Genomic DNA, 23778 nt, shown 5'->3' on the forward strand with positions numbered 1-23778 from the left:
ACACCCCGGCTCACACGTACTCTTCGCACGTTCACTTGCAGCGTTATTGTGGCGGCAGGGCTCAGAGCGCCGGCTCGCCGAAGGGCACATCCTTGTGGCCGTAGCGGCGCACGCGCAGGTTGGCCTGTTCGGCGTGGCCGACGAAGCCTTCCATCAGGCACAGGCGCGAGCAGTATTCGCCGATCAGCGCCGAGGCCTCGTCGGTCAGCACGCGCTGGTAGGTACAGGTCTTGATGTACTTGCCGACCCAAAGCCCGCCGGTGTAGCGCGCGGCCTTGTTGGTCGGCAGCGTGTGGTTAGTGCCGATCACCTTGTCGCCATAGGAGACATTGGTGCGCGGACCGACGAACAGCGCGCCATAGTTGCTCAGGTTCTTCACGAAGAAGTCGTCGTCGCGGGTCATGATCTGTACGTGCTCCGAGGCGTATTCATCGGAGTAGCGCACCATCTCCTCGAAGGATTCGCAGAGGATGATCTCGCCGAAGTTTTCCCAGGCTTCGCCGGCGATGGCCGCGGTGGGCAGCAGCTCCAGCAGGCGGGCGATTTCCTTCAGCGTGTCCTCGGCCAGCGCGCGCGAGGTGGTCAGCATCACCGCTGGGGAATCCTTGCCGTGCTCGGCCTGGCCCAGCAGGTCGGTGGCGCAGAGTTCGCCGTCGACGCTATCGTCGGTGATCAGCAGGGTTTCGGTGGGGCCAGCGAACAGGTCGATGCCGACGCGGCCGAACAGCTGGCGCTTGGCTTCGGCAACATAGGCGTTACCGGGACCGACGATGATATCCACCGGGTCGATGCTGTCGGTGCCGATCGCCATAGCTGCCACCGCCTGGATGCCGCCCAGGCAGTAGATAGCGTCCGCGCCAGCCAGGTGCTGGGCAGCGACGATGTAGGGCGCAGGCTGGCCCTGGAACGGTGGCGCCGCGGTGACGATGTTGCGCACGCCGGCGGACTTGGCGGTGACGATGGACATGTGCGCCGAGGCCAGCAACGGGTACTTGCCGCCGGGCACGTAGCAGCCGGCAGCGTTGACCGGGATATGCTTGTGGCCGAGCACCACGCCCGGAATGGTCTCGATCTCGCAGTCGAGCATCGATGCGCGCTGGGCGTCGGCGAAGCGGCGCACCTGGGCCTGGGCGAAGAGGATGTCGTCGCGCTCGCGGTCGGTCAGCCTGGCCATGCACTGTTCGATCTCGTGCTCGCTCAGGCGGTAGTCGCTGCGGTCCCAGCCATCGAACTTCACCGACAGCTCACGCACCGCCGCATCGCCGCGCTTCTCGATGTCCAGCAGGATGTTCGATACGTCTGCCTTCAGCTTGTCGTTGGCGGCGGCCTGTTGCCCGGTCGGCTTCGCCTTCTTGATCCACTCAGCCATCACATTCACCTTTTCTTGTTGGCGCAGCCTGGCCCTGGCGCGAAGCCAGAAAGCACCATCTGCGATCTGCCTGATCGAGGAGGCTGCAGCCTGGCTGGCGGCAGCCACTGGATGCGCACGCTCAGCCGTCCTGCCGGGCGCCCGGCCCTGCTGGCGTGGTGCGGGGCGAAAGGCGTCGGTTGAGGCAACGGTCGGGCTGCGTCATCGGCAGGGCGAGAATCCCGCCCTGTGGGAGAAAAGTACGATGAGGGCGTGCGTCTCTCAATTTCTCAAATGTGCTTAACTTGACGCACCTTGACGCACTCTGTGAAATACATGCGAATGGCTAGCCGAGGTCACGCCGAATCGATGGAGGTGTTCCCGGAGTTCAGGTAGATCAGCACCTCGCGGGGGATCGAGGGATCGCTGGGCGCCAGCACGGTGGCGCGCTGCATGTGCTCCTTCCTGATCAGCCCCTTGGCGACGAAGCACATGGCGACCTTCGCTGCCACCGGCTGGCGCATCATGGTCGCGGCGATGCCGCTGGTGACGCCGAAGATGTACTTGCGCGAACTGCGACTCACCGCGGCCAGGTTGCTGAAGGTCATCTCGTTCTTCTGGATGGTCTCGAAATCCACCGAGAAGATTCGCCCCGCCAGCAGGAAGCTCAGGCCATGGTACTTGAAGCGGTAATCCACCTTGCCGGTGCCATCCAGGCTGGGGAAGCGCTCCACGTAGTAGTGCATGAGCACGCCGTCGCGCTCGTAGAGGCAGAAGATTGAACGCAGGATCTGCCCCGGATAGATCGACGAATAGTGGTAGCGCTCGTAGATGCCGGCGAACTCTGCGCCGCCACCCGCGCGCAGCATCTCGCCGATGAACAGCTGCATGGCGGGGGACTGCACCAGGCTGCGGAACAGGTGGAAATGCCCGCCATCCATCATCGAGCGGAAATCGTTCGGCGCGCTGAACAGCACCTCCTCGTTGAGCCCGAAGAAGCTGGCGATGGCTCGCAGGTTGGCCCTGGAAGGTGCGTGGGTGCCGGCCAGGTACTTGTTGAACTGCTGGCGGTTGATGCCGATCCGCCGACACATGTCGGTGACCGTGCCTGCCCTCTCGCTGAGGATGCGGAGGTTCTCTGGGAGGAATTCCTGCTTGTCCATTGGCGGCGCCTATCGCGGCGCCGTCCGACAGTGGCCGGCGCAGTATGTCTCAGTCTAGTGCGTCATCTTGAGCGATGGAACCGCCGGCCTCAGACTGCGCGCTTGCGGGTCATCCAGGGCGCGCAGGCGACCACGATCAGCAGCAACCCGGCGCTGCCTGCCAGCGCCAGGCTCAGGCTCGCCAAGTGGGCAACGCCGCCGATCAGCGCCGGCCCCAGCAGAATCCCCAGATAGCCAATGCCGGTCATAGCGGCGATCGCCATGCCCACCGACATGCGCCGCTGGCGGCCGGCCAGGGTGCAGAACACCGGCACCATGTTGGAAATCCCCGCCCCCACCAGCACGAAGCCCAACAGGGCGAAGTACCAGTGTGGCAACAATACCGCGAGGGCCATTCCGGTGATGGCCAGCAGGCTGCCGGCGACCAGCACGGCGCGTTCCCCCAGGCGATTGACAATGCGATCCCCGCACAGCCGCCCCGCCGCCATGGTCAGCGAGAAAAAGGCGTAGCCCAGGCCGGCCTGGGCCTTGTCGACGTCCCTGGCGGTGGCGAGGAACACCGCGCTCCAGTCCAGCAGCGCGCCCTCCACCAGGAAGGCGATGAAGCACAGCCCACCGAGCAGCAGGACCTCTGCGGAAGGCCGGATGAACGGCGAACTCGCGCCGCCCTCGCCGTAGGGCAGCAACGCATTGCCATAGATCACCAGTACCAGCGCGCCGGCCACCAGCAGCCCGCAAACAGCCTGCAGCGGCGAGGCGCCCAGCCACAGCAGCGCGCTGAGGCTGGCGGCGCTGAGAATGCAGCCCAGGCTGAACAGCCCGTGGAAGCCGGACATCATCGAACGCCCGCAGGCTCGTTCGACTATCACGCCCTGGATGTTCATGGTGACGTCGGCGGTACCGACCGCAGCGCCGAACAGCAGCAGGAACGCCACCAGCGCCGGGAAGGACGAGGCCGAGGCGAGAAACGCCAGGCTCAGCGCCACCGCGCTGGCGGCCAGGAAGATCGTGCGCCGGCAGCCGATTCGCGACACCACCCAACCGGCCAGCGGCATCATCACCATCGAGCCGCAGCCCAGGCAGAGCAGCAGCAGGCCGAGCTGGGCATCCTCGATACCGGCGCGCTCGCGGGCATAGGGCACCAGCGGCGCCCAGGCCCCCATGGCGGCACCGGAAAGCAGGAAGGTCAGGCGGCAGGCCGCGAGGTTGCGGGCGGAGATGGTGGAGGAATCGACGCTGGACATGGAGAACTCTGGCAGGCGGTGCGAAGGGCCGTCAGAACGACCTGGAGCGAAGTGAGCGGCAGCTGGCCGCGAGCTCCCGCCAAGTTAATTGACGCAGGCCCTGCGCTCAATTTCGCAACGCCTGCTCCACCGACGCAGACAGACGCACAGGGCCGGCGCCTGGCAGCGCCGGCCCTGCCGACTCAGGCAGGCGACCTCAGTTCAGCCGCGCTCCCGGCCTGGCTGCGGTCGCGATACTGCAACCAGCAGCCGACTACGATCAGCCCTCCGGTGAGGATCGAGGAAACCAGCAGCTCCATCTGGTGCCCCGGCACCACTGCCATTAGCCCGAGGAAGGCGACGATCAGAGCAATGGTCAGGTACGACAGCGCCGGAAACAGCGGGAACTTCACCCGCAGCTGCTCGCCTCGGGTAATGGCGCGCTTGCGCAGCACCACCTGGCTGACGGCGATCACCAGGTACATCACCAGGGCGATGGTGCCGATAGTGGCGATCAGCGGCACCAGCACGCTCTGTGGCAAGGTGTAGTTGGCCACCAGCAGCACCAGAGCCCCGGCGCTGGCGAACAGCACCGAAACCCGCGGCACGCCCTGCTGCGTGGTGTGCGCCCAGGAGCGTGGCGCATCGCGGCGGGTAGCCAGCGAGTAACCCATGCGCGAGGCGGTGAAGATCGCCGAGTTCAGCGTGCTGGCCACGCCGACCAGGATGACCGCTTGCACGATAGTGGCGGCGCCCGGCACGTTCATCGCTTCCAGCGCGGACTGGAAGGAGCCGTTGGCCAACGCCGGGGAGTTCCAGGCGACCAGGCTGACGATCACGAAAATCGAGCCGAAGTAGAAAATCAGCATCCGCCAGACCACCGAACGGATCGCCTTGTGGATGTTGCGCCGCGGGTCCTCCGACTCGGCGGCAGCGATGGTCACGATCTCCATCCCGGTGAAGCTGAACAGCGCTAGCACCAGCGCCGAAGCCATGCCCGGCAGCCCGGTCGGGGCGAACCCGCCATCGGCCCACAGGTGTTCCAGGCCTCTCGCGGAACTGCCTGGCAGCAGCCCGGCGATGGCGCTCAAACCGAGGACGATGAACGCCAGGATAGTGACCACCTTGATCAGCGAGAACCAGTATTCGAGCGTGCCGAAGTTCTTCACGCTGAGGATGTTGGTGAAGGTCAGTGCGACGATCAGCGCTACGCCGATCAGCATCGACGGCAGGCCGAGCCAGCCACCGAGAATGTCCGCCGCGACTATGGCCTCCAGCGGGATCACCAGCACGTAGAACCACCAGTAGAGCCAGCCGATGGAGAAGCCAGCCCAGCGTCCGAGGGCGTTCTGCGCATAGGTGGAGAAGGACCCCGAGTCGGGATTGGCGGTCGCCAGTTCACCGAGCATCCCCATGACCAGCACCACCAGCACCGCCGCGACGCCGAACGACACCAGCACGGCGGGGCCGGCGGCCATGATGGCGCTGGCGGAACCGACGAAGAACCCCGCGCCAATCACGCCGCCGATGGAAATCATGGTGATCTGCCGGCTGCTGAGCCCTTTCGACAGGCTATTCCTGGGGATGGCTCCGCCGGCTCCGGCATTCTTGTTGTTATCGTGCATGAGCTGAAACTCCAGAGTTGAGTCCACCTCACCCCCTCGCCCGCCGACACCTGCCGGTGCCCGCAGCACACGGTAAGAGTGAGCTGTGCGCCGGACCGCTGTCCGACGCACCCACGATAAGAACGCGCCCTGGCCGCGCTCAATTTCTCACTACAGATCCAATTGACGCATTCTTGCGCAGCGCCTGCGTCAGCCAGCCTATTGCACCCCAGCGGACGCGGGAGTCCCCTGCGAAACCCTGCCATCAGCAACGCTGTGGGAATTGGCGGGCGAGAGGCAGCTATCGGCCAATAGCGGACTGTCGGCATCGCTATCACTAGTTACTGAAGATCAGCACAAAGCAACTACCTGATACAGCATTGCAATCACTTGGCCGCAAGCGCCTCGGGCGCTTTCCAGCCACCGCCCAACGCTTTGAATGCCGCGACGCCAGCGAGGGCCGACTCGGTTTGCGCCTGGGCTCGGGCATCTGTAGCACGCAGCAGATTTTCATCGGCCTGCAACACTTCGATCAGGCTGACGACACCCTGCTGGTAAGCCTCGAACGATGCCTGCCGCGCGCGGCTGAGCGAGTCCACGCCCTGCTCCAGCACACGGGCCTGCTGCTCACGCTTGACCAGTGCCGAGAAGGCATTTTCCACGTCCTCGGTAGCGCGCAGCGCGGCGAGGCGGTAGGCCGCCAGTTGCTCGGCTTCCTGCCCTTTGGCCAGGTCGATCTGGGCATCGATACGGCCGAAGTCGAACAGGCGCCAACGCAGCCCCAGCACACCACTCATCTGGCTGGCGCCGCTACTGAACAGGTTGCCATCGGACACCGACGTGGCACTGCCGATCAGCCCACTCAGCGAAAACTTCGGGTAGTACTCGGCAATGGCCGCACCAATGCGGGCGTTCGAAGCAGCCAGGCGGCGCTCAGCGACGATCAGGTCGGGCCGGCGACGCAGCAGGTCGCCAGGCGTACCGCTCGCAGCGATCTGCGGTGTCACCGGAATGGCCTCACTCCCGGCCAGCTCGGCGCGATGCGTGCCAGGTTGCGCACCGAGTAGCACGTCGAGAGCGTTCATCGCAGCATCCAAGCCGGCCTCCAGCACCGGCACCGAGGCGCTTACCTGAGCCAGTGCGCCGCGGGCCTGATGCACCTGCAATTCGGCAGCCAGCCCCTGGCCTTGCAGTAACTCGATGGTGGCCACCAGCTCCTGTTGCGTCTTCACCTGCTGACGCGCCACGGCTATACGGGTTTGCAGGCCGCGAATGCTGATGTAGGTGTCGGCGGTCTGCGCTGCGATGGCGAGTCGCGTAGCAGTGGCTCCCGCTTGCGAGGCTTGGTATTGCGCAAGTGCCGCCTCGCGATCACGACGCAGACCACCGAAGACATCCAGTTCCCAACTGGCGCCGAGGTTGGTTTCGTAGCTGTTGCCATAGCGGTCGAACCCTGGCGTGGAATCGAGTACCTGGCCCAACGGCGTCTCCACCGATTGGTAGGCGCGCGCTGCCTGGCCGTTGACGGAGCCGGACGGCAACAGTGCCGCATTGGCCGCACCCAGGCCGGCGTGGGCTTGGGCGATACGTGCGGTGGCTTGGGCCAGATCCAGGTTCTGCTGCAGGGCGAGCGTTACCAAGCGAGTCAGTTGTGGGTCGCCGAAGCCTGCCCACCAATCGACCAAGTAGGCCGTAGAGCTCACAGGCCGTTGCTCGACCGTGTTCTGTCCCAGGAAGCGCTCGGACAGGGATATCTCCGGACGCTGGTAATCGGGGCCAACCGCGCAGCCTGCCACCAGGCCGGTGCTGATCAGTACAACGAGGAGTCGCTTCGACGGCATGGGATGTTCTTCCAGGGCAAGGGAGGAGACTGCAGAAACTGTGACCATAATACATTTTGGTCACTAATTGTCTATCACCCTGCCGCTCTGTAGGCTATCCCCCATGAACAAGACCCCCTCCCCCAAAGTTGCAGCACGTGGTCCGGTGGATCACGAGGTGCGTGATCAGATCGTGGCAGCGGCGACCGAGCACTTCCGCCTGTATGGCTACGAGAAGACCACGGTTTCCGACTTGGCCAAGGCCATCGGTTTTTCCAAGGCCTATATCTACAAGTTCTTCGAGTCCAAGCAGGCCATCGGCGAGATGATCTGCGCGAACTGCCTGCAGCAGATACAGACCGAGGTGAATGCTGCCATCGATGAGGTGGACAGCCCGCCGGAGAAGCTGCGGCGCATGCTCAAGGCATTGGTGGAAGCTTGCCTGCGGCTGTTCTTCCAGGATCGCAAACTCTACGAAATCGCCGCCTCCGCCGCCTCCGGGCGCTGGCCGGCAACCCTGCTCTACGAAGGCTTCATCGAGCAGACCCTTCGCGAGATCCTGCAGCAGGGCCGGCAGAGCGGCGACTTCGAGCGCAAGACGCCACTGGACGAAACCACCCGCGCGATCCACCTGATCATGCGCCCCTATTTCAACCCGCTGCTGCTCCAGTACGGGCTCGAAACCACCGATGAAGCGCCGGCCCTGCTGTCCAGCCTGGTGTTGCGCAGTCTGTCACCCTGATTAGTGACTATTGACTAAATTGGTCACGCGAATCAAAGTGAGGCTCCCTACGACTTCGCAACGGGTTCCTCATGCGCCGGCGCAACCTCCTTCTGTCCACTCTGGTCGGCGTGATGCCGTTCGTGCTGGTCGCCTGCAGCGACCAGACGCCCCCCGATCCCCGCACTGACGCGCCACTGGTCCGCGTCACCACCATCCAGTCGGCAACCGCTACATCGCGCGCCTTCACCGGCATCGTCGCGGCCAGGGTGCAGAGCGATCTGGGTTTCCGCGTGTCCGGCAAGGTGTTGCAACGCCTGGTCGATACCGGCCAGACCGTCAAGCGTGGCCAGGTTCTGCTGCGTCTCGATCCAGTCGATCTGCAACTCGCTGCCCATGCGCAGCGCGAGGCGGTGGCCGCAGCGCGGGCACGGGCTCAGCAGGCCAGCGATGACGAGGCTCGTTACCGTGCGCTACGCGGGACTGGTGCCGTTTCCGCGTCCGCTTACGACCAGTACAAGGCAGCGGCGGATGCGGCTCGCGCGCAACTGAGTGCAGCCGAGGCCCAAGCCAAGGTTGCCGGTAACGCCACCCTCTACGCCGAACTGCTCGCCGATGCCGACGGCATCGTCATGGAAACCCTGGCCGAGCCAGGCCAGGTAGTCAGCGCCGGCCAGGCCGTGGTACGGCTTGCACATGCCGGTCCACGCGAAGCGCTGGTGCAACTGCCGGAAACCTTGCGCCCGGCAGTCGGCTCCAGTGCTGAGGCCAGGCTCTTCGGTAGGCAAGACATCAGCGTCGCCACCCGGCTGCGCCAGTTGTCGGATGTCGCCGACCGCCAGACCCGCACCTTCGAGGCGCGCTACGTGCTCGAAGGCGAGCTGGCCAACGCGCCGCTGGGCACCACCATCACCGTGCAAATCAGCGAGTCGCAAACCGTTTCACCAAGTGCAGTGCAGGTGCCCATCGCCGCGCTGTACGACGCCGGCAACGGGCCTGGCATCTGGATGATTCGCGGAGAGCCGACGCAGGTTGCATGGACGCCCGTCAGCGTTCAGTCGCTGGACGATGAGAGCGCCCGCATCAGCGGCGCGATCAAGCTAGGCGACCAGATCGTCGCCCTGGGCGCGCACCTGCTGCGCGACGGCCAAGCCGTTCGCCTGGCCGAGCCGGCCACCGTGGCGGCAACCGAGGAAGGCCAGCCATGAGCGAAGGTCGTTTCAACCTCTCCGCACTCGCCGTGCGCGAGCGCTCCGTCACCCTGTTCCTGGTCTGCCTGATCTCCCTGGCGGGGCTGGTCGCCTTCTTCAAGCTCGGGCGGGCCGAAGACCCGGCCTTCACCATCAAGGTCATGACCATCGTCACCGCCTGGCCGGGCGCCACCGCCCAGGAAATGCAGGATCAGGTCGCCGAGAAGATCGAGAAGCGTCTGCAGGAGCTGCGCTGGTACGACCGCAGCGAAACCTATACCCGCCCGGGCCTGGCCTTCACCACCCTGTCGCTGCTCGACACCACACCGCCCTCGGAGGTGCCCGAGGAGTTCTACCAGGCGCGCAAGAAGATCAGTGACGAGGCCAAGACGCTGCCGGCCGGGGTGATCGGCCCGCTGGTCAACGATGAGTATTCGGACGTCACCTTCGCCCTGTTCGCACTCAAAGCCAGGGGCGAGCCGCAGCGCCACCTAGTGCGCGACGCCGAGACCCTGCGTCAGCGCCTGCTGCATGTACCCGGCGTGAAAAAGGTCAACATCATCGGCGAGCAAGCCGAGCGTATCTTCGTCGAGTTCTCCCACGAGCGCCTGGCCACCCTGGGTATCGGCCCTCAGGACGTGTTCGCCGCGCTCAACGGGCAGAACGCCCTGACCCCGGCCGGCTCCGTGGAAACCCGCGGCCCCGACGTGTTCCTGCGTCTGGACGGTGCCTTCGATGAGTTGCAGAAGATCCGCGACACTCCAATCATCGCCCAAGGCCGCACCCTGAAGCTTTCCGATGTCGCCACGGTCAAGCGCGGCTACGAAGACCCGGCCACTTTCCTGATTCGCAACGGCGGCGAACCGTCCCTGTTGCTCGGCATCATCATGCGTGAAGGCTGGAACGGGCTCGACCTGGGCAAGGCCTTGAACGACGAGGTGCAGCAGATCAATGCCGAACTGCCGCTGGGCATGAGCCTGAGCAAGGTCACCGACCAGGCCGTCAACATCAGCGCGTCCGTCGACGAGTTCATGATCAAGTTCTTCGTCGCGCTGCTGGTGGTCATGCTGGTGTGCTTCGTCAGCATGGGCTGGCGCGTCGGCGTGGTGGTCGCGGTGGCGGTGCCGCTGACCCTGGCGATGGTCTTCGTGGTGATGGCCGCCAGCGGCAAGAACTTCGACCGCATCACCCTGGGCTCGCTGATCCTCGCTCTCGGCCTGCTGGTGGACGATGCGATCATCGCCATCGAGATGATGGTGGTGAAGATGGAGGAAGGCTACGACCGCGTGCGAGCCTCCGCCTACGCCTGGAGCCACACAGCGGCGCCGATGCTCTCCGGCACCCTGGTCACTGCCGTCGGCTTCATGCCTAACGGCTTCGCCCGCTCCACGGCCGGCGAATACACCAGCAACATGTTCTGGATCGTCGGCATCGCGCTGATCGCTTCCTGGTTAGTCGCGGTGATCTTCACGCCATACTTCGGCGTCAAGCTGCTGCCCGCGATCAAGAAGGTCGAGGGCGGTCACGACGCCATCTACGACACCCCACGCTACAACCGATTTCGGCGGATTCTGGGCAGGGTGATCGCCCACAAATGGCTGGTCGCAGGCTCCGTGGTCGGGCTGTTCGTGACGGCCGTACTCGGCATGGCGCTGGTCAAGAAACAGTTCTTTCCCATCTCCGACCGCCCCGAAGTGATGGTCGAAGTACAGATGCCTTATGGCACCTCGATCCTCCAGACCAGCGCTGCTGCGGAAAAAGTCGAAACCTGGCTGGCCCAACAGGCAGAGGCGAAGATCGTCACGGCCTACATCGGCCAGGGCGCACCGCGCTTCTTCATGGCCATGAGCCCGGAACTGCCGGATCCGTCGTTCGCCAAGATCGTCGTGCGTACCGACAACCCGGATGAGCGCGAGGCATTGAAGCATCGCCTGCGCAAGGCGATTGCCGAGGGGCTGGCCAGCGAGGCGCAGGTGCGTGTCAGTCAATTGGTGTTCGGACCCTACTCGCCGTATCCGGTGGCCTACCGGGTCACCGGCCCGGATCCACAGCGTCTGCGCGAAATAGCCGCCGAGGTACAGCAGGTGATGGATGCCAGCCCGCTGATGCGCACGGTCAATACCGACTGGGGCACCCGTGTCCCCACGCTGCACTTCAATCTGCAGCAGGATCGCCTGCAGGCGGTGGGGTTGACCTCCAGTACCGTCGCGCAGCAGCTGCAGTTTTTGCTTAGCGGCGTGCCCGTCACCGCCGTGCGCGAAGACATCCGCACGGTGCAGGTCATGGCCCGCGCTGCCGGCGATATCCGCTTCGACCCGGCGCGGGTGATGGACTTCACCCTGGCCGGTGCCAATGGCCAGCGCATTCCGCTGTCGCAGGTGGGTGAAGTGGAAGTGCGCATGGAAGAGCCGATCATGCGCTGGCGGGATCGTGTGCCGACTATCACCGTGCGTGGCGATATCGCCGAAGGCCTCCAACCGCCAGACGTGTCGGCCGCCATCAGCCAGCAGTTGCAACCTATCATCGACAGGCTGCCGAGCGGCTATCGCATCGAGCAAGCGGGCTCCATCGAAGAGTCGGGCAAAGCCAGCAAGGCCATGCTGCCGCTGTTCCCGATCATGCTGGCCGTCACGCTGGTCATCATCATCCTGCAGGTGCGCTCGATCGCCGCGATGATCATGGTCTTTCTCACCAGCCCGCTGGGGCTGATCGGTGTGGTGCCGACGCTGATCCTATTCCAGCAGCCGTTCGGCATCAACGCGCTGGTCGGGCTGATCGCGCTGTCCGGCATCCTCATGCGCAACACGCTGATCCTGATCGGGCAGATCCGCCAGAACGAGGCGGCGGGGCTCGATCCGTTCCGCGCCGTGGTCGAAGCCACCGTGCAACGTGCTCGGCCGGTGATCCTCACCGCGCTGGCGGCGATCCTGGCGTTCATCCCACTGACCCATTCGGTGTTCTGGGGCACGCTCGCCTACACCCTGATCGGCGGCACCTTCGCCGGCACCGTGCTGACCCTGGTGTTCCTGCCGGCCATGTACGCCATCTGGTTCGGCATCCGCCCTATCCCCCACGAACCACTCGCGCAGGCAAAACCTGCATGAACCGCCCCTTACTTGAGCGAGAGTAACTGCCATGTCCAATTCCCCAGTGGTCGTCATAACCGGCGTGTCATCAGGCATCGGTCGCACGGCGGCCGAACAGTTCGCCCGACGCGGCTGTCGCGTGTTCGGCAGCGTGCGCAACCCGGCCACCGCGCAGGCCATCCCCGGCGTCGAGCTGATTCAGCTGGATATCCGTGACGAAGACTCGATTCGCCACAGTATCGATCATGTGATCGCGGAGGCCGGGCGCATCGACGTACTGGTCAACAATGCCGGTACCACGTTGCTCGGAGCGACGGAGGAAACCGCCATCGACGAGGCCCAGGCGCTGTTCGACACCAATGTCTTCGGCACCCTGCGCGTCACCCAGGCGGTACTGCCACAGATGCGCAAGCAAGGCAGCGGGCGCATCGTCAACGTCAGTTCTGTGCTCGGCTTCCTACCGGCGCCCTACATGGGCCTGTACTCGGCCTCCAAACATGCCGTGGAAGGTTTGTCCGAGACCCTGGATCACGAGGTGCGGCGCTTCGGTATCCGCATCGCGCTGGTCGAACCTTCGTTCACCAAGACCAGCCTCGACCTCAACGCGCCACAGACCGCCCTGCACATCGCCGCCTACGACAGCGAGCGGGCAACCGTCTCCCAGGCCATCCAGATGAACGTGCAGAAGGCACCTTTGCCCGATGCGGTCGCCGCGACCATCGTCGAGGCTGCCCTGGGCGCGTGGAAAATGCGCCATACCCCCAAAGGCGAGGCCACCCTGCTCAGACGCCTGCGTCGCTTCATGCCGGCGGGCCCAGTCGATTCGGGCCTGCGCAAGACCTTCGGCCTCGGCTGATTAATGTCTTCACGTACGAGACCACACCATGCACAGAGAACACAGCACACGCATCGTCGTTACCGGCCTGGGCATCGTCAGCCCTCTGGGCTGTGGCAGCAAGACGGTATGGACACGCCTGCTGGCCGGCCACTCGGGCATCCGTACGTTACCGGTCGAGCTGAGCGAAGGCACCGGCAGCGCGGTTGGCGGGCAGGTGCCCGGCATTGCCGACGATCCAAAGGCCGGTTTCGATCCCGAGCGCTACATCCCCGCCAAGGAGCGCAAGAAGATGGATCGCTTCATCGAGTTCGCCCTGGTCGCTGCCGAGGAAGCCCTGACACAGGCCGGCTGGCGGCCGACGAACGAAGCGCAACGCCAGCGCACCGCGACAATTATTGCGTCAGGAGTCGGCGGCTTCGGCGCCATTGCAGAGGCCGTACGGATCACCGATCAACGCGGCCCACGGCGCCTTTCCCCTTTTACCGCACCATCGTTCCTGGCCAACATGGCGGCCGGCCAGGTCTCCATCCGGCATGGTTTCAAAGGGCCGCTCGGAGCACCGGTGACCGCTTGCGCCGCCGGCGCGCAGGCCATCGGCGACGCAGCCCGACTGATTCGTAGCGGTGAGGCCGATATCGCCTTGTGCGGCGGTACCGAAGCTGCCATCGATCGCGTCACGCTCGGCAGCTTCGCCGCGGCGCGGGCGCTGTCCAGCGGCTACAGTGATCGTCCTCACGAAGCATCACGCCCGTTCGATCGCGACCGCGACGGTTTCGTCATGGCCGAAGGCGCAGGGCTACTGGTGATCGAGTCGCTGGAACATGCCCTGGCAAGAGGCGCACAACCGCTGGCCGAGCTGATCGGCTACGGCACCAGTGCCGATGCCTATCACCTTACCGCCGGCCCTGAAGATGGCGACGGTGCCCGCCGCGCCATGCAACAGGCGTTACGCCAGACCGGTATCGGCCCCAGTGAAGTGCAACATATCAATGCCCACGCCACCTCAACGCCAGTGGGCGACCGTGGAGAGTTGGCTGCCATCCGCGCGGTGTTCGGCAGTGGATCGGGCGTGGCGATCACCTCGACCAAATCCAGCACGGGACATCTGCTTGGCGCTGCCGGTGGCGTCGAGGCCATCTTCACCGTGCTGGCCCTGCGTGATCAGGTCGTACCGCCGACGCTCAACCTCACCGCTCCCGATGAGACCGCTGAAGGCCTCGATCTGGTCGCTCTGACTGCCCGGCAAATGCCCCTACATTATGCCCTGTCGAATGGCTTCGGCTTTGGCGGCGTCAATGCCAGCCTGTTGTTCCGGCGCTGGAAGGTCTGAATATGGACCAGCCAACCGCCAAGGACTTGCGCCGTGACAAGCGTCGACAAGCCATGCTGCAGGCCGCGAGCGAGGTGTTCATGGTGCTCGGCTTCGACCATGCGAACATGCAGGCCATAGCCGATTCGGCTGGTGTGACCAAGGCAACGCTCTACGCCCATTTTAGCGACAAGGCACAGCTCTACCGCGCAGTGATCGAATATTGGCTGGAGCAACTTCCAGAGCCGAGACTGCCAATCCAGGCCCGAGGCGGACTGCGCGTCTGCCTGGAGAGAGCCGCACATGAGCTGCTGCTACAGAACCAACACACTGCCTCTCACGCCCTTACTCAAATGGTGTTGCGTTCGAACCGGATTGCACATAAACGCTGGCGGCAGCGCTTTCTGCCGTATCAGCGCTACCTGGCAAAGGCCCTGTCCCGCTGGGCTCGCTGCCCAGAGCCCGAGCAAGCAGCTATACAGTTCCTTCTGCTGGCGGTTGGCAGCCTAGACTGCAGCAGCCCCCTGGTAGTTAGCAAAGAGCGGCTAGATGCGGCTGTCGAAATGTTCGCTCAAGCCTACACAAAGGCCATTTAGACGTGCCTAAAGCACGGTCGCTATTAGTGCTCAGAGCGAAGACGAACTTCATTTTGTCGCTCTACTTGCGATATCAGCTCAGATTCTGACATTGGTTGGAGCGTCCGCTTATGGCGAGAGGCGAACGCCTACGCTGTCCTTGTGGACGAAGCCAGCTGCGCCACCCTGCTGACTTGCTTCGTAATAGTGCGCACCTGACAGGCTGGTAAAGACGAGCACTTTTGGGTGGGGCTTTTCTGCGCGCAACCGCCGCAGCAGCTCCAGCCCGCCAAGACGTGGCAGATCCAGGTCAAGGATCACTAAGTCCGGCTGCAGGCGTTGCACTAGACTCAGCGATTCCCGTCCGTCGCCAGAGATGCCGACTACCTCGTGACCGGAGCGCTCGAGCCTTTGATGTAGCGCCTCACGAATGTACGGGTGCGGATCGGCTATAACGATGCGGCTCATCCTTGTGTCCTACGCGCGGCTTGCTCGCAGAAAAGCGTAGCCCACCTCTGGCAGCACCCTGAACTTCAGCGTCGTAAATCCCAAGTAGGCAAGCATCACTCCCGTTGGTGGCATGACTGGTATCGAGAGCGTTTCGTTCAGCTCACTGTCAAGAACATCATGCCGACGGTAGCTGGTTAGACCTACATCCGACACGCTGACCGCGCTCGCCAACAACCTCGGCGAGCGCGAGGCGTACGACGTCGTGTCGGCGCACGTACGGCGCAGCGCCTAAGGGGCCGCAGGCTCGCATAAAGAGCAGCAGTGCGGGGTGCAAGCCGGGCACGGTCGGCCTGAGCGCCAGCCACGTGACGGTGCAGACACTGGGAGATCACGCCAGCGGAGCCATGGTCAGCCGGCAGTACAAGAGCGAGACCGCAACGCTGGATCTCAAGGACAGCAGCATCTCCACCCAGGGCATGGGTTCCCACGGGCTGCGGGCCGAATCCGGCGGAGCATTGAGTGCGAGCAACAGCGCCGTCAGCACGCAAGGCAAACAGGCCACTGGCGTGTTCGCCAACAACACCGCCAGCGCTCGCCTGGACGGAGTGAGCGTGAATACCCAAGGCGATTTCGGCCACGGCGTGGTGGCCCGCCAGGGTGGCAGCGTCGACGCCTAGTCTGTCGTGGTCGCCGCCCACGGCGGGCAATCGGCGGCGCTCTACGTGCAAGGCACCGATGCGCTCCCCGGGCAGGTACGCATGGACCAGGCCACGCTGGGCAACCGCGACGGTGCCACTATCGCCACGGCCGGCGTCGCGGACATCGCCCTGAGCCACAGCCTCGCCGGCGGCAGCGGCCAATGGCTGAACGTGGACAGCTCGGTGGCCAGCGATGGCACCAGCGTTCCGGACATGGGCACTGGCCAGTGGCAAGGTATCGGCAGCAGCCAGGATGCTGCCGGCCAGGCGCGCCTGGACCTGTCATCCTCCGTGGTCACCGGTACGGCGAAAACCGCCAGCGGCGCCCACTCCGACGTCACCCTGCGCGACACCAGCCTCTGGCAGCTCACCGGTGACTCCAACCTGAGCAGCCTGCACAACGAATCCAGCCTGATCGACTTCAGTTCCGAGGGTGGCTACAAGCGGCTCACCGCCAATGACTACCACGGCGCCAACGGCACCATTGCCCTGAATACCTACCTGTACAAGGACGACTCGCCGTCCGACCAGTTGGTGATCGATGGCGGCAAGGCCACCGGCGAGAGCAACCTGCGCATCAAGAATGCGGGCGGCCCCGGCGCGCTGACCGAGGGCAACGGCATCAAGGTGGTAGACGCCGTCAACGGGGGCACCACGCAAGCGGACGCCTTCCACCTGCTCAACCGGGTCAAGGCCGGCCCGTATGAGTACACGCTGCATCGCTCAAGCCTCGACGACAGCAACGGCGAAGCCTGGTACCTGCGCTCGACGACGGACGCCAACCCCGTCGATCCGGTGGACCCGGTGGATCCTGTTGATCCCGTCGACCCAGCCAATCCGGTCGATCCAGTTGATCCGGCGGACCCTGTGACACCTACTGACCCGGTCACACCAGACACCCCTGCGCCAACACCGCAAATCCCCAATTACCGTGCAGAGACCTCGCTGTACAGCGCCCTCCCCGCCATGGCGTTGAGCTACAGCCGTGCCCTGGTCGACACCCTGCACGAACGCGTCGGCGAGGAGCGGCGCAACGCCACTGATCCACTGCCCAGCGAAGATACCGACACCTACGGCCCCTCGCTCGGCTGGGGCCGGCTGATCTACCAGAAAGGCCGCGACAGCCTCCCCAGCGGCGCAGACTACGACTACCACATCCAGGCCTTCCAGGTCGGCGCCGACCTCTATCGCAACGAAGACACCGACGGCAGCACGGACCAGGCAGGGCTGTCACTGCAGGCCGGGCGCATCAAGGGCAACGTCGATCACACCGACGGTCAGGGCGCCGGCGACGATACCCTGCGCTCCTATGGCATAGGCGGCTACTGGACCCACTTCGGCTCCAAAGGCTGGTACCTCGATGGCGTACTACAATTGAACCGCTTCGACATGCAGGCCCGCGCCAATGATGCCTACTCGCTGAAGACACGCGGGCATGGCGTCACGGCCTCGCTGGAAGCCGGCTACCCGCTCAAGCTCAACCGCGACAAGACGCTCCACCTCGAGCCCCAGGCCCAGGTGATCGCGAGCCGCCTGAAACTCGACGACGCCCATGACGATGCCGCCGATGTCCGCTTCGAAGACGTCGATTCCCTGACCGGCCGGTTGGGCGTGCGGATCGACAAGGACTGGTTCCGCACGGACGACAAAGGGCAGATCCATCGCACCAACGCCTGGGTACGTCCGAGCGTCTGGCATGAGTTCGAGGGCAAGGCCAAGACGGAGTTCTCTTCGGCCAACGGCTATATCCCCTTCGGCACCGACATGGATGGCACCTGGGGCGAACTGAACCTGGGCGTGGATTACCAGCTTAACGACAGGACGAGCGTCACCGGCTCACTGGGATACCAGAAATCGCTCGATGGAGAAGGCCGCAGCTACGAAGGCGTACTAGGTATTAAGGTGAAGTTCTGAAAATCTACCCTCTGACCGACGGGGCGCCTATAGGGCGCCCCGTTAGGATCATTTATCTGCAACCTGGTGAGCGTCTTGCAAATATCCCCCACCACACGGTGTTATCAGCCTCCCTATCCCACTCATAATTCGTTCGCCCAACCCGCCATCGCGTATGCGATGCGGGTCGCCTAGAGAGAAGCAAAGACGTCCGCTATGGGTCGGTAGCAGCCCCTCGTCAGAGACAGCAACCTGCCAGGAGCGGACGTTCCACCACCCCTGACCCGATCCGATAACGCCCTACCACCTCGTTGCCGCACTAGGTCTCACTTTACGTACATGTGCAAACTGCTACTGTAGAGATACAAACAATTTTTGTTGTGATCTCTATAGATGAATTGGCTGCTACTGGTACTCGGATTACCTACTGCGAACGCCACCGAACGCATGCGCGCCTGGCGAGCCCTGAAAGGCTGTGGAGCTGCTGTCCTGCGCGATGGCGTCTACCTGCTACCTGATCAGGAGGCGGGACGCGCCGCGCTGGAGGCCATCGAGCGTGACGTCCTGGCCATCAACGGCACTGCCCTTCTGTTTTCTGTCCAGGAGCCTGCCGAGCGCTTTGCCGCTCTATTTGATCGCGCCGAGGAGTACATCAAGCTTCGCGAGGAAATCTCGGCGTGCCATGCCGAGATTTCTCCCGACAACGCTCTGCAAACGGCACGTCAGGTCAGGAAGCTGCGCAAGAGCTTCGGACAGATCGTTGCCATCGACTTCTTCTCAGGTGACGCAAGGGAACAGGTCGACCTGGCATTGAAAGACCTGGAAACGGCCATCAGCCGTGCCTTGTCACCCGATGAGCCAAGCGCTCGCGAGATCCCCATCGAGCGGTTAGCTTGCGCGGACTTCCAGGGCCGCCGCTGGGCAACCCGCCGCCGTCCATGGGTGGATCGGCTTGCCAGTGCCTGGTTGATTCGCAGATTCATCGATTCGGATGCGCAAATTCTCTGGCTGGAGTCGCCTGGTGATTGCCCGAACGATGCTCTGGGTTTCGATTTTGATGGTGCCACGTTCACCCACAACGGGCCGCGCGTCACCTTCGAAACACTGCAGGAGAGCTTCCAGCTAGAAGCCCCCGGACTCGGTCGTCTGGCCGGTCTGGTGCATTACCTTGACGTGGGCGGTGCCCAGCCCGCTGAAGCTTCCGGCATTGAGCGTGTACTGGCGGGGCTGCGCGAGAGCATCACTGACGATGACTTGCTCCTGCAGGCGGCTGCCGGCGTATTCGACGGTTTGCTTATCGCGTTTGCGAGTGAGGAAAAGAGTAATGGCTGAAACACACCTGGACGCGACCGATACCACCGCGAATCACGCCAGGCCGGTTGGACTGTTATCCGCCTTCCTTTTCTGGCTCAAGCTCGGGTTCATCAGCTTCGGCGGCCCCGCCGGGCAGATTTCGATCATGCACCAGGAGCTAGTCGAGCGGCGGCGCTGGATCAGCGAGCGGCGCTTCCTGCATGCACTCAACTACTGCATGTTGTTGCCTGGCCCCGAGGCTCAGCAGTTGGCCACCTACATCGGCTGGCTGATGCACCGCACCTGGGGCGGAGTGATAGCGGGCGCGCTGTTCGTGCTGCCATCGCTGTTCATCCTGATCGGTCTCTCGTGGGTGTACATCGCCTTCGGCGAAGTACCGGTCGTGGCCGGCCTCTTCTACGGCATCAAACCAGCAGTGACCGCCATTGTCGTCCACGCCGCCCACCGTATTGGTTCACGCGCGTTGAAAAATGGCTGGTTGTGGTCCATCGCTGCAGCCTCCTTTGTCGCGATCTTTGCGCTGAACGTCCCCTTCCCACTGATCGTCCTGGGAGCTGCCCTCCTCGGTTACATGGGTGGTCGATTACTGCCAACCAAGTTCGTTATCGGCGGGGGGCACCAGGCAGGCAAAGCCGGCTACGGACCCGCCCTGATCGATGACGACACCCCTACTCCCGATCACGCACGGTTCCGTTGGGCACGCCTGCTGCAACTGCTGCTGGTCGGCGCGGCCCTATGGCTGCTGCCGATGGGGCTGCTGACGGCCACTTTCGGCTGGCACGGGACACTCACGCAGATGGGCTGGTTCTTCACCAAGGCGGCACTGCTCACCTTTGGTGGCGCCTACGCTGTGTTGCCTTATGTCTATCAGGGCGCAGTCGGTCACTACGGCTGGCTGTCTCCAACCCAGATGATCGACGGCCTGGCCCTGGGCGAAACCACACCGGGGCCACTGATCATGGTGGTGGCTTTCGTAGGCTTCGTGGGGGGCTACGTCCAGCCGATGTTCGGCGCCGACCATCCATTCCTGGCAGGCGCTGTCGCGGCAAGCCTCGTCACCTGGTTCACCTTCCTGCCATCGTTCCTGTTCATCCTCGCCGGCGGGCCGCTGGTGGAGTCGACGCACAACGAACTGAAGTTCACGGCGCCGCTCACCGGTATCACCGCTGCGGTGGTGGGTGTGATCCTGAACCTGGCACTGTTCTTCGGCTACCACGTGCTCTGGCCCACCGGGTTCGAGGGGCATTTTGACTGGCCCTCGGCGCTGATCGCCCTGGCAGCCGCAATCGCCCTGTTCCGCTACAAGCGGGGTGTGATTCAGGTACTGATAGCCTGCGCCCTTACGGGGCTGACCGTGCATATGTTCAGGGCTGGACAGGCATGACGCCCGGCGAATACCGCAGCCAGCAGGTCCATTGAAGGCGGCTGCCGGCAATCAGCTGTCGGCTTCGCCTCAGTTCGATAGCGGACGACCTCCCGCGCCGGGATTGCTGGCCGACAGACGTGCTGGCGCTGCTCAGCTGTCGCACGCCTTGCTGGAGCGAACCCGCCACATGCTCTGCCAGACACCGTCGCGATGCAGCAGCGCATGAACCAGCGCGGCGCCGGCATGCGCAAGGATCAAGGCGAAGAGACCGTAGGCTATCCAGCTGTGGGCGAAGCGGAGCAGGCCATAAAGGTCCGCATTGGCATCGACCAGCGGCGGCACGTGCCAGCCCGCCAAGCGCAGCGGATAACCCGCGGCGCCTTGCATGGCCCAGCCGACCAAGGGTTGCGCAATCAGCAGACCATACAGCGCAAGGTGTACCAGGCCGGCCAGGTGACGCTGCCAGGTATTCACGGATGCCGGCAGGGCCGGACGCGCCGTGACGCTGCGCACGAGCAGGCGGACGAGCAGAAGCACCAGCAAGGCCAACCCGATCTGTTTGTGCCACGCCACCAGTTGGGGCTGGCTGCCGCCGACGCTGGCAACCATCGCAACGCCGATGAACAACATGGCAATCACCAGCAAAGCCATCAAGCCATGCAGCAGGCGAAGCAGCGGATGGAAGGAATCGACAGGCGCTTTCACGGTTGATCTCCCGGCTGCTGGCTGGCGGGCTGACCTTCGAAGGTCCGGCGCCGATAGGACTGTGCATAGGCCGATGAGCGTGCGCGCAGGATGGCGTCGCCGCTGGGCTCCACGCCATCGGGCAGGATCAGCGGGTCGAAATTGAAGCCGTAGCAGTCGCCTTCCAGCTGTGCGCGCGCCTGCTCAATCACCAGGTTTCCGGCTTCCAACTGCGTGCGCTCGGCAGGCCACGCATGGGTCGGATCGTTCACCGCATCACCGCTGTCCGCCAGGGTGAATCGCCACGTCCAGCGCAGCGGGCCGGACTTCAGACGCTGCAGCAGGTCCTGCTGCAAGGCATCGTCAGCCACGCCCTGAGAGCCGAGTGGCGTAGCGGCCAGTTGCGGCACCATCGACCATCGCACCGCATGGCGCTGACCTTGCGCATCGACTAGGACGAAGGCGTTGATGCTGTTGTACGCCGTGCTGGCGAAGCTGTCGCTCGGCCGGTACGCGGCCGCCCAGGCACGAAACTCGGCGCTTTCGGGGTGTGCATCGAAGAATTGCTTGACCCGCACGGGGTCGTTTTTGCCTGTCCCCGGGTCCGGCCGCATGGCACCCAGTTGCTCGTAGAAATCCTCCGGCGTGCGTACCGCGAGCACCGGCGGATTGTTCATCGCCATGCGCCACTGCTGGCCATCGGGCTGGCGCAGCAGGAGCGCCATGCTGCGCACAGGTACGCTGGTGTCCGCGGCATGGGGATTTCCCGCGCCTACCGAGAGCCGCCCCAGCACCGGTACCCGCCCTGCTCGCAGCAGCGCTGCCCGCGACAGCGGCGCCACGTCGCCGCTCACTTCGAGATAGCCGCTAAAGCAGATCCCACGCGGATGGGCGCGGCGGTATCCGGGGTGGACGCCGGCGTTGGCCTCCATCCGATCGATCAGTTGAGCGCTGGTGAGGCGGTCGGCTCCAAGCCAGCCGGCGCTCCAGGCGAACAGGCCGATGGCGCCGCACAGGGCGCCGGCAATGCACGCGCTGCGCAACAGGCGTTGGTTTCGGGTCAGGGACAGATCGTGGGCCATGGCGTGGTTATCGGCAGACTGGGGAATCATTGCGCGCACTGGCGGAATGAGCGAGCGCGACATTATCTATACAAAAATCAACTTATGCACACAATTCTACGCAAGAGTTGTATGCACAGGGTTCCGTCATGCCTGGTAGCAGTGCTGTGAACGTCGGTTTGGGGCGCTCGCACCCGGTGCTTACCCCTGGGGCAGAAAGCCAGAGCGGCCATTCATCCATTATCTATACATATTGTATTTTTTGTACAAATATTAAGGTCAGTATTCATAGGCCGATGTCATGCGCGTTCCGACCTGTCCCTTTTCTCTCTGTCTGGCACTCACCCTACTCTGTGGTCTGTGGGCCTCGCCGGGCAGCGCCGACTGGCGCAACGAAATCCCGGGAGCCACGCAGGTTGGTCAGGGCCAGTTCACCTGGCTCGGCTTCGTGGTGTACGAGGCGCATCTCTGGAGCGCCGGCGCACTCTCAGGCTGGGCGCAGGCCTTCGCGCTGGAGCTGGTCTATCGGCGCGCGCTGTCGCAGGACACCCTGGTGCAGGCCAGCCTCGACGAAATGCGCCGCCTGGGCAGCGACGACGAAGCCCAACTGGCGGGCTGGGCACGCGAGATGCGCCAGGCCTTCGTCGATGTGCAGCCCGGGCAACGGATCACCGGGGTCTATCTGCCCGGCGTGGGCTGCCGCTTCTATGTCGACGGCAGGCTTCGCCATGCGGTGAGCGACGCCCGCTTCGCCCGGGCGTTCTTTTCCATCTGGCTGGACCCGCGCACGCGCAATCCCGAACTGCGCCGGGACCTGCTGGGCCTGAGCGGAGAGCAACCATGAACCTCACGATGCGCCTGTTCCTGATCATCGCCAGCCTGCTGCTGGGCAGCTGCGGCAATGTCGGCGTCGAACACTATGCCAAGGAGCGCCCGAGCCTGGACCTGCCGGTATTCTTCGCCGGCCCGGTGAAAGCCTGGGGCATCTTCCAGAAACCCTCGGGCGAAGTGGTCAAGCGCTTCGCGGTGGACATCACCAGCCGCCGCGAAGGCGAGCGACTGATCCTCGATGAGCGTTTCCTCTACAGCGACGGTACGCGCCAGCAGCGCGTCTGGACCCTGACCCCCGACGGCACCGGACGCTGGCGGGGACGCGCCGCCGACGTGGTGGGCGAAGCCACCGGAGAAGTCGCCGGCAACGCACTGCGCTGGCGCTACCGCCTGAACCTGGAAGTTGACGGCACCACCTGGGAAGTGAGCTTCGACGACTGGATGTACCTCATGGACGACGACACGCTGATCAACCGCTCCAGCATGCGCAAGTTCGGTGTCGAACTCGGGCAGGTGACCTTGTTCTTCCGCCGAGAGGGCGCCGCGGATCCCAGCAGAAGCTGAGGCAGGCGCACACCTTTATTCCGACGGCCGTGCCGGCCAG

The 23778-nt window shown here is 64.3% G+C and carries 20 protein-coding genes; 12 read left to right on the forward strand and 8 right to left on the reverse strand.

Annotated elements, in window-relative coordinates:
• Positions 1-61: 61 nt before the first annotated feature.
• The 5 genes from hisD to UB43_RS27945 all read right to left on the reverse strand — a co-directional run bounded on the left by hisD (position 62) and on the right by UB43_RS27945 (position 7179).
• Complete coding sequence (gene hisD, locus UB43_RS27925) at positions 62-1369, reverse strand: histidinol dehydrogenase (protein ID WP_045217864.1); 1308 nt, start codon at positions 1367-1369, stop codon at positions 62-64.
• A 335-nt stretch (positions 1370-1704) separates the two neighbouring features.
• The gene (locus tag UB43_RS27930) at positions 1705-2511 is read right to left on the reverse strand and encodes a helix-turn-helix transcriptional regulator (RefSeq protein WP_045217865.1); all 807 of its coding nucleotides are present in this window, start codon (positions 2509-2511) and stop codon (positions 1705-1707) included.
• A gap of 89 nt (positions 2512-2600) precedes the next feature.
• The gene (locus UB43_RS27935) at positions 2601-3755 is read right to left on the reverse strand and encodes an MFS transporter (protein WP_045217866.1); all 1155 of its coding nucleotides are present in this window, start codon (positions 3753-3755) and stop codon (positions 2601-2603) included.
• Between the two features lie 182 nt (positions 3756-3937).
• Positions 3938-5359, reverse strand: coding sequence for an amino acid permease (locus tag UB43_RS27940; protein WP_045217867.1), 1422 nt, complete (start codon positions 5357-5359; stop codon positions 3938-3940).
• 365 nt (positions 5360-5724) lie between these two features.
• Positions 5725-7179: an efflux transporter outer membrane subunit gene (locus UB43_RS27945; RefSeq protein ID WP_045217868.1), complete on the reverse strand. Its 1455-nt coding sequence runs from the start codon at positions 7177-7179 to the stop codon at positions 5725-5727.
• 103 nt (positions 7180-7282) lie between these two features.
• On the opposite strand from UB43_RS27945, the gene UB43_RS27950 reads away from it, so the two are divergent.
• The 6 genes from UB43_RS27950 to UB43_RS27975 all read left to right on the forward strand — a co-directional run bounded on the left by UB43_RS27950 (position 7283) and on the right by UB43_RS27975 (position 14898).
• Complete coding sequence (locus UB43_RS27950; RefSeq protein ID WP_045217869.1) at positions 7283-7900, forward strand: TetR/AcrR family transcriptional regulator; 618 nt, start codon at positions 7283-7285, stop codon at positions 7898-7900.
• Positions 7901-7971: 71 nt separating this feature from the next.
• A complete protein-coding gene (locus UB43_RS27955) occupies positions 7972-9087 on the forward strand; it encodes an efflux RND transporter periplasmic adaptor subunit (protein ID WP_045217870.1) in 1116 nt (371 codons plus the stop codon).
• The gene (locus tag UB43_RS27960; protein ID WP_045217871.1) at positions 9084-12173 is read left to right on the forward strand and encodes an efflux RND transporter permease subunit; all 3090 of its coding nucleotides are present in this window, start codon (positions 9084-9086) and stop codon (positions 12171-12173) included. The genes UB43_RS27955 and UB43_RS27960 overlap by 4 nt, the downstream gene beginning before the upstream one ends.
• A gap of 31 nt (positions 12174-12204) precedes the next feature.
• A complete protein-coding gene (locus UB43_RS27965) occupies positions 12205-13011 on the forward strand; it encodes an oxidoreductase (protein WP_045217872.1) in 807 nt (268 codons plus the stop codon).
• A gap of 28 nt (positions 13012-13039) precedes the next feature.
• Positions 13040-14323 carry a beta-ketoacyl-ACP synthase II gene (gene fabF, locus UB43_RS27970; protein ID WP_045217873.1) on the forward strand — a complete coding sequence of 428 codons (1284 nt, stop codon included), beginning with the start codon at positions 13040-13042 and terminating at the stop codon, positions 14321-14323.
• Positions 14324-14325: 2 nt separating this feature from the next.
• The gene (locus UB43_RS27975; protein WP_045217874.1) at positions 14326-14898 is read left to right on the forward strand and encodes a TetR/AcrR family transcriptional regulator; all 573 of its coding nucleotides are present in this window, start codon (positions 14326-14328) and stop codon (positions 14896-14898) included.
• Between the two features lie 108 nt (positions 14899-15006).
• On the opposite strand, the gene UB43_RS27980 is transcribed toward UB43_RS27975, so the two are convergent.
• Complete coding sequence (locus UB43_RS27980) at positions 15007-15345, reverse strand: response regulator transcription factor (protein ID WP_052969627.1); 339 nt, start codon at positions 15343-15345, stop codon at positions 15007-15009.
• Positions 15346-15692: 347 nt separating this feature from the next.
• On the opposite strand from UB43_RS27980, the gene UB43_RS30155 reads away from it, so the two are divergent.
• From UB43_RS30155 to chrA, 4 genes are all read left to right on the forward strand, one after another.
• Positions 15693-16004, forward strand: coding sequence for a hypothetical protein (locus UB43_RS30155; protein WP_256205375.1), 312 nt, complete (start codon positions 15693-15695; stop codon positions 16002-16004).
• A gap of 6 nt (positions 16005-16010) precedes the next feature.
• Positions 16011-17939, forward strand: coding sequence for an autotransporter outer membrane beta-barrel domain-containing protein (locus tag UB43_RS27985; protein ID WP_256205376.1), 1929 nt, complete (start codon positions 16011-16013; stop codon positions 17937-17939).
• Positions 17940-18311: 372 nt separating this feature from the next.
• Positions 18312-19250 (forward strand): chromate resistance protein ChrB domain-containing protein, encoded by a 939-nt coding sequence (locus tag UB43_RS27990; RefSeq protein ID WP_082085934.1) that lies wholly within the window; start codon positions 18312-18314, stop codon positions 19248-19250.
• The gene (gene chrA / locus UB43_RS27995) at positions 19243-20616 is read left to right on the forward strand and encodes a chromate efflux transporter (protein WP_045217876.1); all 1374 of its coding nucleotides are present in this window, start codon (positions 19243-19245) and stop codon (positions 20614-20616) included. Before UB43_RS27990 ends, chrA begins: the two co-directional genes overlap by 8 nt.
• Before the next feature lie 132 nt (positions 20617-20748).
• Here the strand turns inward: chrA and UB43_RS28000 are convergent, their stop codons facing one another.
• Positions 20749-21303, reverse strand: coding sequence for a cytochrome b (locus tag UB43_RS28000; RefSeq protein WP_082085935.1), 555 nt, complete (start codon positions 21301-21303; stop codon positions 20749-20751).
• Complete coding sequence (locus tag UB43_RS28005; protein ID WP_045217877.1) at positions 21300-22364, reverse strand: catalase family peroxidase; 1065 nt, start codon at positions 22362-22364, stop codon at positions 21300-21302. Before UB43_RS28005 ends, UB43_RS28000 begins: the two co-directional genes overlap by 4 nt.
• A gap of 280 nt (positions 22365-22644) precedes the next feature.
• On the opposite strand from UB43_RS28005, the gene UB43_RS28010 reads away from it, so the two are divergent.
• Both UB43_RS28010 and UB43_RS28015 read left to right on the forward strand, forming a co-directional pair.
• Positions 22645-23187, forward strand: a complete 543-nt coding sequence (locus tag UB43_RS28010; protein ID WP_082085936.1) for a chalcone isomerase family protein — start codon at positions 22645-22647, stop codon at positions 23185-23187.
• A complete protein-coding gene (locus tag UB43_RS28015; RefSeq protein WP_045217878.1) occupies positions 23184-23738 on the forward strand; it encodes a DUF3833 domain-containing protein in 555 nt (184 codons plus the stop codon). Before UB43_RS28010 ends, UB43_RS28015 begins: the two co-directional genes overlap by 4 nt.
• Positions 23739-23778 lie beyond the last annotated feature (40 nt).

The sequence above is a fragment of the Pseudomonas sp. 21 genome, from assembly GCF_000955805.1.
Classification (GTDB): Bacteria; Pseudomonadota; Gammaproteobacteria; order Pseudomonadales; family Pseudomonadaceae; genus Pseudomonas.